Source organism: Maricaulis sp. (genome assembly GCF_034670125.1).
Classification (GTDB): domain Bacteria; phylum Pseudomonadota; class Alphaproteobacteria; order Caulobacterales; family Maricaulaceae; genus Maricaulis.
The window spans coordinates 406,496-421,772 of sequence record NZ_JAXMOC010000003.1 but is presented as its reverse complement, the minus strand read 5'-3'; the positions used below and the strand labels follow the sequence as shown (position 1 = coordinate 421,772).

Below are 15,277 nucleotides of genomic sequence, written 5' to 3'. Positions count from 1 at the left end.
CAATAGCCCGCCAACCCAAAGCGCATTTTTCCCGGCCGCAGCCCCGCAAAAGCGGGGCGAAGAGCCGGGACCCACGAGACCCTCCGGCAAGCGATGAGTCTCCCGTCGGTCCCGGATGGCGCTGCGCGCCTCCGGGAAAAATGAGCGGGAATGGGGATGAGGACCTGCGGCACGTTTCTTCCCCGTGATGGGGGCGTGGCTTCCCACGCTGTGAGACGGAAAGGTTTCTCCATACCCGACCCTCGACAGTTTCGCTTCCACCCGCTACGCATCCCGTAACAAAACGCAAACCCCGACGGGAGGTCCGTACCATGTTTGATAATTTGTTTTCCCTTGAAGGCCGTGTGGCGCTCATCACCGGGGGGTCTCGCGGGATTGGCGAGATGATTGCCGAGGGGTATGTGCGGGCCGGGGCGAAGGTTTACATCACCGCGCGCAAGGCGCCGGAATGCCTCGCCACGGCCGAGCGCCTGTCGGAGTTCGGAACGTGTATTGCCCTGCCGGGCGACGCGTCCGGTGCTGACGGGGCCAGGGCCCTGGCGGCGAAATTCCTCGAGCACGAGACCAAGCTGGACATTCTGGTCAACAATGCCGGCGCCGCCTGGGGCGCGCCGCTGGACGAGTTTCCCGAGAGCGGCTGGGACAAGGTCATGGACCTCAATGTCAAGACGCCCTTCTTCCTGATTCAGGCCCTGCACGGCGCCCTCAAGGCGGCCGCCTCGCCGCAACAGCCGGCCAAGGTGATCAATATCGCCTCGATCGACGGGCTGTCGGTCAACATGATGGAGACCTATTCCTATGCCGCGTCCAAGTCCGGCATCATCCACCTGACCAAGCGCCTGGGTCTGGAGATGGCGAAGGAAAACATCAATGTCACGGCGATCGCGCCGGGGGCTTTCGCCTCGAGCATGAACAAGGTCGCCCGCGATCATGCGGACATGGTGTCACAGGGCGTACCGTCGGGCCGGGTCGGCGAACCGTCGGACATGGCCGGCGCGGCAATCTTCCTGGCCTCGCGGGCCGGGGACTATGTGGTCGGCTCGACCGTGGTGGTCGATGGCGGCGTGGCCCAGGCACGCGGGGCATTCTAGGGCGCCAGGCCATGCTGGATTGAATGAGGGCGGGCTCGGTGAGGGCCTGCCCTTTCTCGTGGCTGGTCGCGCGGTTGTGCCATGTCTGACGGTCGTACGATAGCGGTCGGGCCGCCGCGGGCCACCTCGTGGCGGCGAGCCAAATCATCGTTGCCGGTGTTGGTTAGTGCGTGTGGAATTCGTCCCGGTGCGGCGGATCTGGGCGCGTTTACAACGACCGGCCATGCGAGGCCCGGCTCACCCCACACGATATCCGATACCGTATCGCTCTGTGAACCCAGACAGCGAGGTCGCCATGTCGTTATCCGCCCTGATCGCCACCCTTACCCTGCAAACCGCCGCGTTGGACCCGTGTATCGCCGAGGACAGCCGAAGCTGGCCGGTCTTCGTTGCCTCCTCCGGTGTCGGTTCCGAGTACCGGCGTGAGGACTTTACCCCGTCGAGCGAAACCGGACGCCCCGACCTGTTCTCCAGCCCACAAGTCAATGTCCGGGTTGGTCTGCGGATTTCCGCCTTCAACGTCGAGCCCAACAATCGCAACGCCGTGTCCGGGAGTGTTCGGGCCGACCAGAATATGGAGATTCCGCTGTGTGCTCTGGCGCAACGGTCCGAACTGTTGGCACTGGCCGAGACGCTCCACGGCGCCGTCGGGGTCAACCAGGCCCGGATTGAGGCTCTAGAGAGCCAGATGGCCGGTTTTTCCGGGGCCGTGGCGGGTTTTCCGGCTCAGTTGGCGACATTGAATGAGCGCACCCGGCAGCGTGTGGAATCTGGAACGGCCCTGTCTGCGGCATTGATGGCGGTCAGCCCCGCACCCGGACGCAATTACCGGCTGGGATTTGAAGTTGGTGCGGCGGGTGACCAGCATGCCCTTGCTGTCAATTTTGCGGCCCGCCGGGACCAAATGGACATGTCTGCGTCTTTCGCCGTCAGCGACGACAACGCGGCTGCCCGACTCGGCGGTGGGTTTAGCTGGTAGGGTCGCGCCCGGGCCGACATGGGAAGCAGGCGCCAAAGTTTCCGCCAGCGGCCACATTCGTGCCGGCGCGGGTATGCGGGCCCGCCCCTTTTCGATGCCCGCGAGAGATTTATTCGGATGCAGCGGGTAGGGTCACCGCTTTTCGGGTATCAGTTTCAACGCCCTGAATGGTCATATTAAATAGCATTGCCGTACTGCGGCATTGATGGCTTGAGTTGTCCTCTCCTGGTTATCGAGGGAGCGAGAGGATATTCGCAATGTTCAGGCCACGAGTGAGCATCAATCGTCTGGTATGGATCATCGCTGTCCTGGTGATGGCGATCTCGGTGTATCGCTACACCAATGGTGTTCTGATCACGCTGGGATACCGAACCGGATTGCTGCCGCTTCAGAGCCTTCCGACAGAGATGCAGCACTGGCTACCCGGAATCCCGCTCTGGCAGGACGTGATCTATTTGGCTGGCTATTTGGGCGTGATCGCAGCCCTGATCCTTCTGGTGTCGCGACGCAAGGCGGTGTTGTGGATGTATGGTATTGCTGCGGGCATTGCGAAAATCGACTGGGCCCTGCTGTCGCCCAGTCCGGAACCCCTGGCCGTGTTGCTGGGATGGTCGGCCTTCGTCCAGTATTTCGTGATCCTCAGCCTTGTCATCCTGCTGCGTCAGCGTCGCTTTCTGCACTAGGGGGCGGGCCGTTCGCATGACCGGAACAAGAACGGGCGCCGGAGTGTCCTCCGGTGCCCGTCTTTGTTTCAGCGCTGTGTCGCTGCCTGTCGGAGCTTATTGCTCCAGGCGACGCACTTCCACGTCGCCCATGTCGAGCTCGCGGATGCCGGCTTCGATCTCGGCGGCGTCGCCGATGATCAGCCAGACCAGCTGTTCCGGGTGCACGACTTCCTGCGCCGCGGCGCGGACCGTTTCCAGATCGAGCGCGTGGTAGCGCTCGGTGATCGTGGCCGGATAATTCCAGTCGCGGCCCAGATTGGCGCTGTTGGCCAGTGAGTTGCGGACCGCAGCCGAGGTCTCGAACTGACCCGGCAGGGAGCGGGTCGAGTTGTTGACGGAGCGCTGCAGCTCCTCGGCCGTGGCCGGGTTGGTCGAGGTGAACTCGTCAAACTCGCGCAGGAGTTCGGCGAGCGAGTCCGAGGTGCGGTCAGTCTGGACCGGTGCATAGACCAGCCAGGGCCGCTGGCCACGGGCACCCCAGAGCAGGGTCTGGGCACCATAGGACCAACCCTTGTCCTCACGCAGGTTCATGTTGACCCGGGCCGTGAAGGAGCCGCCGATGGCGTCGTTCATGGCCGAGTAGACTTCCGGATTGTCGACCGAACCGGACGGGCCGATCAGTCCGGCCAGGATCAGCGATTGCGGCGAGTTCGGACGATCGATGATGATCACCCGGGCCTCGTCGGCATTGCTGGCCTCGGTCAGGTTTTTCTGCGGCAGCGGCGCGTCGGGTGCGCGCCAGCCCCGGAAGGCCCGCTCGAGGATCGGCGTCACCTCGTCCAGCGTCGTGTCACCGACGATGAACAGCGTGGCATTGTCCGGACGCAACCAGGCTTGCTGGTGGGCCAGAAGATCGGCACGGCTGAAGCCGGTCACCGCTTCCGGCGTGCCCGATCCGGTGAAGGGCACCGAATAGGCGTGGCCCTCGCCGAACATTTCCGGCGGCAGCATGCGCAGGGCGATGGCAATCGGATTGGCCATTTCCTGCTGGATGCCGTTCAGCGTCTGGGCGCGGACACGGTCGATGTCCTCGTCCCGGAAGCTGGGATCGGTGATGACCGTGGCCATCAGCTCGACCGACGGACGCAGGTTCGCGGTCAGGGCCGACAGGGTCACCGACGAGGTGTCCAGACCGGCACCCGTATTGAGATTGGCGCCCAGGCTTTCGGCCCGTGCGGCAATGTCGGTGGCATCCATCCGGCCGGCGCCTTCGTCCAGCAGGTTCATGGTGAAGCTGGCGAGACCCAGCTGGCCGCCCTCGACACTGTCAGCCGCATAGCCGGCATCGAAGACCATCTGCATCTCGACAACCGGCACCGCGTCGCGGCGCACGAAGACGATGTCGACACCGTTGGAGAGCTGTGCGGTTTCAACCGACGGCCAGACCAGTTCCGGCGTCGAATCCACGACTGGCAGGGCCGAGCGGTCGGCGTCGGTTTCAACGCTGGCATACTGGCCAAACGGCAGCACGGTAATCTCGTGCGAACCGGTGGTCAGCCATTCATTGGCCGTTGCCGTGACCTGGTCGGCGTCGGCATTGTTGAGACGCTCCAGCTGGGTCCGCCAGAAGCCGGGATCACCGGCATACAGCGCGCCCTCGGCGAGGGTGACGGCCTTGCCGCCAAATCCGCCGATCTGTTCCAGGCCACGTACGACACCGGCATTGATGCGGGTGCGGGCGGCGGCCAGTTCGTCTGTCGTCGGGCCTTCGGCGAGCAGTTCGGCGACGATCTCGTCGATCCGGGCCGAGGCCGCGTCCACGTCCTCGCCCGGATTGAGCGTGACCTGGATATGGAACTGGCTGGCCAGCTGATGGGCTTCGACATAGGCGAAGGCACTGGTGGCCACCTGGCGGCCGAACACGAAGTCCTGGTACAGGCGCGAAGTGCGACCGCCGCCCAGCACGGTGGCGAAGAGTTGCAGGTCATTGCGCTCGGAGGTGATCCGGCCCGGCACGACCCAGGTGCGGTAGATGCGCGATTGCGGCACGTCATCATAGAGCACTTCGGTGGTGTCGTAGCGGCGCTCCGGGATCCACTCATTGATACGGTTCAGCGGCGGGCCGACCGGGGCGTCACCGAAATAGCGCTCGACCAGCGGACGGGCTTCCTCGGCATTGATGTCGCCAGCCAGAACCAGCACGGCATTGGTGGCGCCGTAATACTGCAGGAACCACTCACGCACATCGTCCAGCGAGGCGGCGTCCAGATCGTCCATCGAACCGATGGTCGAGTGGGCGTAGGGATGGCCTTCCGGGAACAGGGCGCGCAGCTGCGAGTACTCGACCATGCCATAGGGCTGGTTGTCGCCCTGGCGCTTTTCGTTCTGGACCACGCCGCGTTGTTCATCGAGACGGTCCTGGTCAATGGCGCCGAGCATGTGGGTCATCCGGTCGGATTCCATCCACAGCGCCATTTCCAGGGCCGGTGTCGGCACGGTCTGGAAATAATTGGTGCGGTCAAACCAGGTGGTGCCGTTCATGCCGGTCGCACCGACCTGCTCGAAGGGCCCGAAATACTCGTCATTATAGTTTTCCGACCCGTTGAACATCAGGTGTTCGAACAGGTGGGCGAAGCCGGTGCGGCCTTCCGGTTCGGCGCCGGATCCGACACCATACCAGATCGAGACGGCGACGATCGGCGCCTTGCGGTCCTCATGGACCACGACGGTCAGGCCGTTATCGAGCTCGAATTGTTCAAACGGAATGTCGACATCCGGGACCTGGGCGCTGGCCAGACCTGTCAAGGACAGGGCCGCCGCGAAGGTCGCCGCGAGTAAGCGGTGCATGAGTCTCTCCCACCTCAGCGTTGATAGATGCGACAGACATAGATTGTTGCCGCCACAGGTGAAGTAAATTTCCGGTAATCTTCGGTCTGTGGCAGGCGGGGCCCGGCCGGATCAGGCCTTTTTGACGAACCCGGTTTTCAGACCCATCTGGCCGACGCCCTCGATCCGGCAGTCAATGTCGTGATCGCCGTCAACCAGGCGGATATTCTTGACCTTGGTGCCCACTTTCACGACCTGGCTGGTCCCCTTGATCTTGAGGTCCTTGATCACCGTCACCGTGTCACCGTCGGCCAGTTCGGCCCCATTGGCATCACGCCAGACCCGGCCCGCCTCGCTCTCGCCGGCAGCGGCTGAGGCCTCGGCTGACCATTCATGTGCGCATTCCGGACAGACCAGCAGGGCGCCGTCCTCATAGGTCCACTGGCAATCGCATTGCGGGCAGGCGGGCAGGTCGCTCATGGCTCAGGTCCTTTGCGGGGCCGGTCGGGGCAGGCCCGCCCATAAACGCGCCCGCCCGGTATTCGTCCAGCCGTGAGCTGCAGGTCTATTGAGCGAGTTGCGTCGCCATCTGGTCGAACCAGCCCTCATACATCGGCGCGACATGGGCGCCGTAATAGAGCAGCTCGGGCGTGTCGTGGCGCAGGGCGAGGCGGGCCTGGGTGAAGGCGGTCGCCGGCGGCAGGTCGTGGCTGGGCGCGCCGTGGGCGGCTTCCAGCGCCGCGCGCAGGGTGTCGGCTTCCCCGGCATCGGTCAGCACCCAGACGAAGGCGAGAGCGTCATCGGCAAAGACAAACTCGGCGTCGCGCGGGGCGCCGGCATGGGCGAGGCCGCCGCACTCGGCCTGGATGTGACGGGTCTGCGCTATCGGCAATTCCTCTAACGGCAGTTCGCGGATGGTCAGCGTGGTGCAGGCGGTTTCGAGCAGCGGGCGGATGGTGGCGAGGCTGGCCCCGAATCGGGCCGCATCCGGCGCGCTGTCCGGGCCGGCGGAGGCGGCGGGCTGTGCGCTGGCACAGGCGGTCAGTGTGGCGGTGGCGACAGCCAGCAGGGTCAGCGCCGAAAAGAGGGGAGCGGGATTTTTCATGGGGGAGGTCCTTCAACCATTTTGACAATGGCCAAGCTTTGTCCGACCGGCCCCGTCCGGTCGTCCCGGATCAGGATACGGGACGTGCCGGGTCGCGATGCGGGACGTCAGTCCTGCGACGGGCGTGCCGCCGCCGCCCGCGCAAAGGCCCGGCTCGGTGTCTCACCCCGAACGGTCCGGTACAGCCGGTTGAAGGCGGATTTGGAATTGAACCCGGCCTCGAAGGCGAGGGTGAGCAGGGTCGCGTCGGCGCGCTTGGGGTCGGACATCAGGGCATCAACGGCATTGATCCGCAGCCCGTTCACATAGGCCGAGAAGCTTTGCCCGCTACCGGTATTCACGGCACGCGACACGTCCCGCGTACTGCCTCCTGCTGCGCGAGCGACGTCGGCCAGTGACAGGCGCGGCTCGCGCCACAGCTCCTGCGAGCGGACGATCCGGTCGATGCGGGCGAAATCGGCCAGCGCGTCGGCATCGTCCGGCCCGGACGCGGCCCCGGCCCGCCCGGCTTCAAGTCCGCGTGGCGACAGGGCTCCACGGTCGCGAACATGGATGCGGCTGCGCCAGGTCAGCGCGCTCAGCAGCGCCGTCACGGCAACCAGGACCAGGGCCAGTCCGGCATCGTCCAGCTCGGGAAGGCGCGCGGCGAAGGTCGAGCGACCAATGTCGAAGGCGGCGATCACCACGAACGCAAAGAAGGCCTGCCGGACCCAGCGCAGGCTGACCCGGTCGTCATCGGCGCGGACCTGGCCGGCCAGCCGCCCATGGTCGCGCAGCGCCAGGAAGGTTGCGGCCACATAGCCCAACAACAGGGGCAGGCCGCCCAGTTGTGGCCAGGGATCCGCGGGGCGGACGAGGACCACCAGCAGGGCGGGGACAAGATGAATGAGATCCCGCCACCCCGGCCGGGCCTCGCGGTAGCAAAGCCCGCGCACGAACAACCACAGTCCCGGCCCGTACAGCAGGCCGAACGCGCTGGTGATATCAGCCTGCGGCGGTAGCGGGGCGAGCGTGGTCACCAGATTGGCCAGCATGTGCGCCGCGAACACCAGGCACAGGATGGCGAGGCTGGGCGAGATGCGCCGGACCAGCAGGTAGCCGGCCAGACCGCCGGCATGATAGGCCGCCAGCAATTGCACCGCGTCGATCAGGGTCAAGGTCAGCCTCCGGCGCCGATCGCCTGGACCACGCCGGCAATGACAGCCGCATTGAAGGCGATGCCGAGTGTCGTGATGGTCGCGGCCAGCGCTGCCACCAGCGCCAGCATGACCGCCCGTACGGGGAACATCATCACGGCACGGACCCGCTCCGGGCCGGCCCATCGGGGCCGGGTCAGTTTCTCTACCAGGTCGACAAAGCCGCCTCGCCACAGCGACACCGTGATGAATATCCAGATGGCGGCCCATACGAGCGGGGCGAATTTCAGGGCCAGGTCCATACCGGGCAGGTCAAACAGGATTTTCAATTCATCAAACATCACAAGAACTCAAACGTCCCGGCAAAGGCGGCGGGCACCTTCTCATTAGCCTTTCCGGTACCCGCGCGCTACATCCGCACAGGGACGGCGCCGCAGGCGGTGTCGTGTGCAATTGCCGGTGACGGCGGCGACGGATCAACAGGCCCGCGCGCGTTTCACTGGCGACAACAGGCTCGGGGACAGGTTTACAGGAATGATGTCGATGAAGCGGATCTGGATCGGAGTGATCGGTCTTGTGGTGCTGGCTGCGGCCGGCTGGTGGTGGATGTCACGCGGCGCGGACAGTGCCGGAGAGATCGTGATCGAGACCCACGAGGTCACCCAGGGCGAAGTGCGCCGGATTGTTGCGGCATCGGGCGCCGTTCGGGCGCTGGTGACGGTCGAGGTCGGCTCGCAATTGTCCGGGCAGATCGAGAGCCTCTATGCCGATTTCAATGACACGGTCGAGGCGGGCCAGGTCATTGCCCAGCTCAATCCTGAGACTTATGAGACCCGGATCCGCGAGGCCGAGGCCAATCGCGCCACCGCGGCCGCCACGCTCGCCCTGCAGCGGGCCAACCGCCTGACGGCCGAGGCCAATGCCCGATCCGCACAACAGGAGTATGACCGTATCCGGGCCCTGTTCGACCGGGGTATCTCGGCCCAGGCGGCGCTCGACAATGCCCTGACTGCGCAGGAAGCGGCGCAGGCCAATCTTGCCGTTTCCGACGCCCAGATCCGCAACGCCCAAGCCGTGCTCGCCCAGCGTGACGCAACGCTTGAAGGCGTTCAGATCGATCTGGAACGGACCACCATCCGCGCGCCGATCAATGGCATCGTTGTCGACCGGGCTGTCGATGAGGGCCAGACCGTCGCCGCCAGCCTGTCGGCGCCGACCCTGTTCACCATCGCCCAGGATCTTGGCCAGGTGCAGATTGATGCCCAGGTCGACGAGGCCGATATCGGCCAGATTTCGGAAGGCCAGCCGGTCTCCTTCACCGTCGACGCCTATCAGGGGCTGGAGCTGGAGGGCGTGGTCGAGCAGATCCGTCTGGCACCGCAGACCCTGAACAATGTCGTCACCTATACCGTCGTGATCTCGGCGACCAATCCCGGTCAGCGCCTCCTGCCCGGAATGACGGCCAATATGGACATCATCACCGGCGAGCGGACCGATGTGCTGACCGTGCCGAATTCGGCGCTGCGCTTTCGTCCGTCGCCAGCGCTGGAAAGCCGGTCACAGCCGGTTGAGGCGGGCGGACAGCGCGGTGGTCGCCCTGGCGGCGGCCGGGGTGGTCCGGGCGGCGGACGCAATCCGATGGCGCAGATGGCCGAGCAGCTGGAGCTTACCCAGGATCAGCAGGAACGCGCCGGCGCGATCTTCCGGCAGGTCTTCGGCCGCATGGCCGCAGCCGCCCAGTCGGGCGAAACGCCGGACCGCGCGGCGGCCCAGGCCGAAATCACCCGCGAGTTGCAGGCCGTGTTCACGCCGGAACAGATGACCCGCTATCGCGAGATCCAGCGCGAAATGCGCGAAACTCGCAGCGTCACGCTCTGGGTGCTGGAAGACGATGGAACGCTGGCCGAGCGCCGGGTTCGCGTGGGCATCAATGATACCCAGCAGACCGAGGTGGTCGGCGGCCAGCTGGCCGCTGGCGAGGCCGTCATCACCCGGGCCCGCGAGGTGCGCGAATAATGCCGGCGCTGATCGAGTGCCGTGATCTGGTCAAGACCTACACGATGGGCGACCAGACCGTGCACGCCCTCAACGGCGTCTCGCTGGATATCGAGGCGGGCGAATATGTTGCCATCATGGGCACGTCGGGCTCGGGCAAGTCGACCCTGATGAACCTGCTCGGCGCACTCGACCAGCCGACTTCGGGAGAGCTGCGGATTGCCGGCGAGAATGTGCGGGCGCTGGGGCCGGACGCGGTGTCGCGCTTTCGCAACCGGACCATCGGTTTCGTCTTCCAGCAATTCAATCTCCTGCCGCGCACCAGCGCGGTCGAGAATGCGGCCCTGCCGCTGGTCTATTCCGGCATGCCGCATCGCGACCGCGTCGACCGGGCCATGAAGCGCCTGACCCAGGTTGGTCTGGGCGACCGCACCGATCACCATCCCTCGCAACTCTCCGGGGGCCAGCAACAGCGCGTCGCCATTGCCCGCTCCCTGGTCAACGACCCCAAGATCCTGCTCGCCGACGAGCCAACCGGCGCCCTGGATTCCAAGACATCGGACGACATCATGGCGATCTTCGACCAGCTCAATCGCGAGGGCATCACGGTCATTCTGGTGACGCACGAGCAGGAAGTCGCCGATCATGCCCGGCGCCAGATCGTGTTCCGGGATGGCGTTGTCGTGGAGGACCGCTCATGAATGCCTTTGCTTCGCTCCGCGTGGCGCTGACGGCGCTGCGCATCAATGCGCTGCGCAGCGCTCTCGCCATGCTCGGTGTCATCATCGGCGTTGCCTCGGTGATCGTTCTGGTCTCCATCAGTGAGGGCACCAAGCAGGCGGTCGAGGCGCAAATCGCCAGCTTTGGCGCCAATCTCCTGATCATACGGCCGGGCTCGTCGATGTTTGGCGGCCGCCGCGGCGGGGCCGGTTCGGCCGATCCGATGACGGACGGTGATGTCGAGGCGATCCGCAATGAAGTGGCCGGCCTTGCGGGCGTCTCGGGCGAGGTTTCCGCGTCAACGACCCTGGTGTTCGGCGGCATTAACTGGAGTTCTCGCATCCAGGGTGTGAACCCGGACTATTTCTCGGCCCGCGGCTGGGTGATCGACGAAGGCCGGGCCTTCTCGGGAGCCGAGGATACAGGCGGCCGACGCTTTGTTGTTGTGGGTCAGACGATCATTCGCGAGCTGTTTGATGGCGCCAGCCCGCTCGGTCAGTCGATCCGTATCGGCGGCCAGCCCTTCGAGGTTATCGGGACGCTGGAGCCCAAGGGCGAGAGCTCGTGGGGGCAGGACCAGGACGATGTCGTTTTCGCCCCGCTCTCGACCGTGCGGCAGCGCTTCGGCGCCGGGATGCGGGTGACAGTCCGCGACGGCGTGTCGACGATCTACGCCGATATCGCGCCGGGCGAGTCGACGTCGCGGGTCATCGCCGACATCGAGGACCTGCTGCGCATCCGGCGCGAGATCCAGCCCGGTGCCGAGGATGACTTCGCGGTCGGGTCGCTGGCCGAATTCATTCGCGCCCGCAATGAGACCGAGAGCCAGCTCGGCCTGCTGCTTGCCGTTGGTGCGGGCATCGTGTTGCTGGTCGGCGGAATCGGGATCATGAACATCATGCTGGTCTCGGTCACCGAGCGAACGCGTGAAATCGGCCTGCGCCTCGCCGTTGGCGCGCGCCGGGCGGATGTGCGCAACCAGTTCCTGATCGAAAGTATCGTGCTGTGCGTGATTGGCGGGCTGGCCGGGCTTGTGGTTGGCGTCAGCGGCACGCTCATCTATGCCGAGGTCGGCCAGCTGGAGATCGTGATCGACCCGGTCATCGTGGCCATCGCCATCGGTGCCTCGGCCTTTGTCGGTGTGTTCTTCGGGCTCTATCCGGCGCACCGCGCCTCGCGTCTCAATCCGATTGATGCGCTGCGTTTTGAATAGGCTGACAGGTTGAACAGGTTGGCCGTTCGGGCCCTGTCAGCCGGCGTCCCGGATCGGGGCGGGCGGGGTGCGGGGCAGATTGAAAATGAATGTTGAGCCCTGACCCGGTGTCGACTCGACCCGGATCTGCCCACCCAGTCGCTCGACGGCCTGACGGACCACGGCCAGCCCGATCCCCGTGCCTGAATATTGGTCGCGCGTGTGCAGGCGCTGGAATGGCGCAAAGATCTTTTCGGCAAACCGCGTCTCCAGTCCGATCCCGTTATCGGTGACGGAAAAAGTCCAGTCCGTCTCATCAGCCTCGGCCTCGATCAGGATGAGCGGATCGGGCTCGCCGCGATACTTCACGGCATTTGAGATCAGGTTTTGCATGATCTGGGTGAGCAGGACGCGGTCGGACTGGATTACCGGGAGCTCGGCCGCGGTAATGCGGGCCCTGCTCTCGCTGATCGGGGTTTCCAGTTGGTCGATGATGTCGGCGACCAGCGCGGTCATGTCGACTTTCTGGAGGTTGAGCGGCTGGCTGGCGAGTTTGGAATAGGACAGGAGGTCGTTGATGAGCCGCTGCATGCGTTCGGCGGCGTCGGCGAGGAAGTCGAGGCTGCGGGCCCCGTCCTCATCCAGCTTGTCAGAATAGCGGCGCCGCACCAGCGACGAGAACGCCGCCACCTTGCGCAGGGGTTCCTGCAGGTCGTGCGAGGCAACCGTGGCGAACCGGTCCAGCTCTAGATTTGTCCGCTCGAGCTGTTCATTGATGGTCTTGAGCTCGGTGATGTCGGTGAGGGTGGCGTAGCTGCGCTGGGGCTTGCCCTCCGGGTCGCGCTCCAGGAAGGACGACAGGATAACATCGACCGGCTCTCCGGACTTTCGCAAAAAGCGGTACTCCGTATGGGTGTTCTGGCCAGCTTGGAACAGTTTGGGCAGTTCGACCTGAATGGCGCGATCACGCGATTCCGGGGCGAGGAAATCGGTTGAGCGCCGACCGATGACCTCCGATCGGGTATAGCCCAGATGGGACAGCCAGAAATCGCTGACCTCGACGATAAAACCATCGGCATCGATCGTGTGCATCATCGCCGGTGTCGCACGATAGATGCGTTCGAAACGGGCCCGTTCGTCCGCCATCAGGTTTTCCAGCCGCCGGGTCGCGTCGATATTCCACAACACGCCGGACGCGGCGGTTGCCCGACCGGTCTCGTCACGTTCGACAATGCGCCCGGTTGCCCGGTGCCAGACATAGTCGCCATGCCAGTCGCGCAACCGGTACTGGTCGTCGGCCTGGACATCGGGCGACGTCAGGATGTGCGCGACCGCGGCATCGACCGCGACCAGATCGTCCGGGTGGATGCGCTTGCGCCATTCGTCCAGCGGCACGGTGTGCGCTTCGTCATCCCCGAACAATTCGGGGACAATCGTGCCGCGCAAATTGATGGTCTGGCCGACCAGGTCGATGCGCCAGGTGCCGAGCGCAGCCGCGGTCACCGCCTGCAACAACTGCTGTTCACGATCGGCCAGGGCCTCCTGCGTGGTGAGGCGTTCGGTGATGTCGGCGATGAATCCCGTGGCACTGACCGGATTGCCGGCAGCATCACGCTTGGAAATCTGGCCGCGATTGTGGATCCGGATCCAGCCATCCCGGTCGGATTGGTAACGAACCACAAAATCGACTGCGTCCCTGTCCCCCGTTTGCAGCCCCCGAATGGCCTCGCGGGTGGTTTCCAGATCATCCGGGTGAACGCGGGTTTCCCAGTCGTCGTAGGTGACGCGGGCATCGGCGGGTGGCAGGCCCATCATCTCGGCGATGACGGCGCTGATTTCGGCGATGCGGGTTTTCAGATTGATCCGCCAGGCCCCTTCTCCGGCCGCCAGCAGGGCTTCGCGCAGTCGCCGGTCGCTTTCTGCCAGGGCCCGCTCAAGGCGTCGCTCCTCGGTGATGTTGCTGACAATCCCGGCGGCGCGGGCGGCGCGCCCCTCCGGTGTCCATTCCACGACCCGGCCGCGCGAGCGCAACCAGATTTCCGAGCTGTCGGGTCCGATGACGCGGAACCGTCCGAGATCCTGGCTGGTGCCGGCATCATCCTTGCCCCGGACCTGATCGGTGAAGCCTTGAAACCGGTCACGGGCGAGCTGTTCGGCGTCGGTTGGCATCAGGCCGAACCAGTCTTCCAGCGTGATGGTGGCCCCGTCCTCAACCTGCAACAGCCGCGACAACAGGCCGGAAATCCGCAGGCGACCGGCCGCGATATCCAAGCTCCAGGCGCCGTCATTGGCGCCTTCCAGGCCTTCGCGCATCAACTGTTCGGTCTCGGCCAGTTTCAGTTCCAACACCTTGCGCTCGGTAATGTCGACCAGCATGCCGATGGCGACCGGAGGCCGGGTGTCGGGTTTGACCTCGCCGCGCGAACGCAGCCAGACCCATGACCCGGTGCGGGCGTCGAGCAGGCGATACTCCACGTCCAGAACGTTGGCCGTGCCATCCGCCAGCGCCCGCAATTGACGCGCGACTTCGTCACGGTCATCGACATGGATGCGTTCGAGCCACAGCCCGCCATCCATCTCCTCCTCGTCGTGCTCCCCAAGGCCCAGCATGGCGCGGATCGGTCCGATCGGGGTCACCTTCAAGGTGGACGGATCGACTTCCCAGACTCCGCTGGACCCGAATTCGATCGCTTCGGCGAGCTGTCGCTCGCGCGCGGCGAGCCGGGCTTCCAGCCGGTGGCGTTCGGTGGCATCGGCGACCACGCCCGAGACGCGCAATGGCTCGCCCTCGCGGGTGAATTCCGTGACTTTTCCCCGCATGTGGAGCCAGCGCGCTTCGCCGTCGGCCCGGGTGGCCTGGAACACGATGTCGAGCGGCCGCGTGGGCTGTGTGCGCAGGGTTTCGAACGCGCCGGCGAGCGCTTCGCGATCGTCCTCGGCGGTGGTTTCCAGCCAGCGTTCCAGCGAGATCGTGGCGTCGGCACTGGAAATGCCGAGGAACTCGTTGATGAAGCCGCGCGTGGAGCCCAGACGCGTGACCAGGTTGAGCGAGAACGCGCCTTCATTGGCCGAGGACAGCGCTGCCCGCAACTGGATGTCGCTGGCTTCCAGCTTGGCCTTCAGGCTCAGCTCGGCGGACACATCACGGATGAACAGCAGGGTTGCTGGCCCCCCGTCTTCCCTCCCGTCTTCCCTCCCGTCTTCCCTCCCGTCTTCCGGTCCGTCTTCCCCGCCGGCCGCCCGGGCGGCAACGGTCTCGCCGTCGAAAACGCGGCTGGCGCGGGTGCGGTAGCGGGCCGTGAAACGACCCTCTGCCAAGTCGTCTGGAATGTTGAACCGGTTCGCCTCGAGCCCGTCATAGGCGCGCGGGTCGGCGAACACGATCTGGGCCCGCTTGCCGGCCAGGTCGGCCCGGTCATAGCCCAACAGCTCGGCCGCAGCGGCGTTGACGGCCGTGATGGTGCCGTTGGCGTCGAGGGAGAGAATGGCCAGCGGCGAGCTGGCGAACAACGCGCGTTGCATATCGGCGGACCGTGAGGTCATCGCGTCCAGGCTCCCGCAGCGTGTG

At 65.3% G+C, this 15,277-nt stretch carries 12 protein-coding genes; 6 read left to right on the top strand and 6 right to left on the bottom strand.

All coding sequences use genetic code 11. The annotated features are described in order from the left end of the window. Nucleotides 1–311 precede the first annotated feature (311 nt). The 3 genes from VOI18_RS08255 (at nucleotide 312) to VOI18_RS08245 (ending at nucleotide 2,753) form a co-directional block, all read left to right on the top strand. Nucleotides 312–1,091, top strand: coding sequence for an SDR family oxidoreductase (locus VOI18_RS08255; protein ID WP_323761921.1), 780 nt, complete (start codon nucleotides 312–314; stop codon nucleotides 1,089–1,091). 295 nt (nucleotides 1,092–1,386) lie between these two features. Next, entirely contained in the window at nucleotides 1,387–2,070 is a 684-nt protein-coding gene (locus tag VOI18_RS08250) for a hypothetical protein (RefSeq protein ID WP_323761920.1), read from the top strand. Between the two features lie 257 nt (nucleotides 2,071–2,327). After that, the gene (locus tag VOI18_RS08245) at nucleotides 2,328–2,753 is read left to right on the top strand and encodes a hypothetical protein (protein WP_323761919.1); all 426 of its coding nucleotides are present in this window, start codon (nucleotides 2,328–2,330) and stop codon (nucleotides 2,751–2,753) included. A gap of 96 nt (nucleotides 2,754–2,849) precedes the next feature. On the opposite strand, the gene VOI18_RS08240 is transcribed toward VOI18_RS08245, so the two are convergent. The 5 genes from VOI18_RS08240 to VOI18_RS08220 all read right to left on the bottom strand — a co-directional run bounded on the left by VOI18_RS08240 (nucleotide 2,850) and on the right by VOI18_RS08220 (nucleotide 8,143). Continuing rightward, the gene (locus tag VOI18_RS08240) at nucleotides 2,850–5,582 is read right to left on the bottom strand and encodes a pitrilysin family protein (protein ID WP_323761918.1); all 2,733 of its coding nucleotides are present in this window, start codon (nucleotides 5,580–5,582) and stop codon (nucleotides 2,850–2,852) included. 111 nt (nucleotides 5,583–5,693) lie between these two features. Then, complete coding sequence (locus VOI18_RS08235) at nucleotides 5,694–6,041, bottom strand: zinc ribbon domain-containing protein YjdM (protein WP_323761917.1); 348 nt, start codon at nucleotides 6,039–6,041, stop codon at nucleotides 5,694–5,696. Nucleotides 6,042–6,126: 85 nt separating this feature from the next. Next, nucleotides 6,127–6,666 carry a hypothetical protein gene (locus VOI18_RS08230; RefSeq protein ID WP_323761916.1) on the bottom strand — a complete coding sequence of 180 codons (540 nt, stop codon included), beginning with the start codon at nucleotides 6,664–6,666 and terminating at the stop codon, nucleotides 6,127–6,129. 107 nt (nucleotides 6,667–6,773) lie between these two features. Beyond that, nucleotides 6,774–7,823: a helix-turn-helix transcriptional regulator gene (locus VOI18_RS08225; RefSeq protein ID WP_323761915.1), complete on the bottom strand. Its 1,050-nt coding sequence runs from the start codon at nucleotides 7,821–7,823 to the stop codon at nucleotides 6,774–6,776. A 2-nt stretch (nucleotides 7,824–7,825) separates the two neighbouring features. Further along, nucleotides 7,826–8,143 (bottom strand): hypothetical protein, encoded by a 318-nt coding sequence (locus VOI18_RS08220; RefSeq protein WP_323761914.1) that lies wholly within the window; start codon nucleotides 8,141–8,143, stop codon nucleotides 7,826–7,828. Between the two features lie 202 nt (nucleotides 8,144–8,345). On the opposite strand from VOI18_RS08220, the gene VOI18_RS08215 reads away from it, so the two are divergent. The 3 genes from VOI18_RS08215 to VOI18_RS08205 are packed head-to-tail and all read left to right on the top strand — an operon-like array spanning nucleotide 8,346 to nucleotide 11,730. Next, nucleotides 8,346–9,818, top strand: coding sequence for an efflux RND transporter periplasmic adaptor subunit (locus VOI18_RS08215; protein WP_323761913.1), 1,473 nt, complete (start codon nucleotides 8,346–8,348; stop codon nucleotides 9,816–9,818). After that, nucleotides 9,818–10,498 carry an ABC transporter ATP-binding protein gene (locus tag VOI18_RS08210; RefSeq protein ID WP_323761912.1) on the top strand — a complete coding sequence of 227 codons (681 nt, stop codon included), beginning with the start codon at nucleotides 9,818–9,820 and terminating at the stop codon, nucleotides 10,496–10,498. Before VOI18_RS08215 ends, VOI18_RS08210 begins: the two co-directional genes overlap by 1 nt. Continuing rightward, nucleotides 10,495–11,730 (top strand): ABC transporter permease, encoded by a 1,236-nt coding sequence (locus tag VOI18_RS08205; RefSeq protein ID WP_323761911.1) that lies wholly within the window; start codon nucleotides 10,495–10,497, stop codon nucleotides 11,728–11,730. The genes VOI18_RS08210 and VOI18_RS08205 overlap by 4 nt, the downstream gene beginning before the upstream one ends. Nucleotides 11,731–11,766: 36 nt before the next feature. On the opposite strand, the gene VOI18_RS08200 is transcribed toward VOI18_RS08205, so the two are convergent. Continuing rightward, the gene (locus VOI18_RS08200; RefSeq protein WP_323761910.1) at nucleotides 11,767–15,252 is read right to left on the bottom strand and encodes a PAS domain-containing protein; all 3,486 of its coding nucleotides are present in this window, start codon (nucleotides 15,250–15,252) and stop codon (nucleotides 11,767–11,769) included. Between the last annotated feature and the right edge of the window lie 25 nt (nucleotides 15,253–15,277).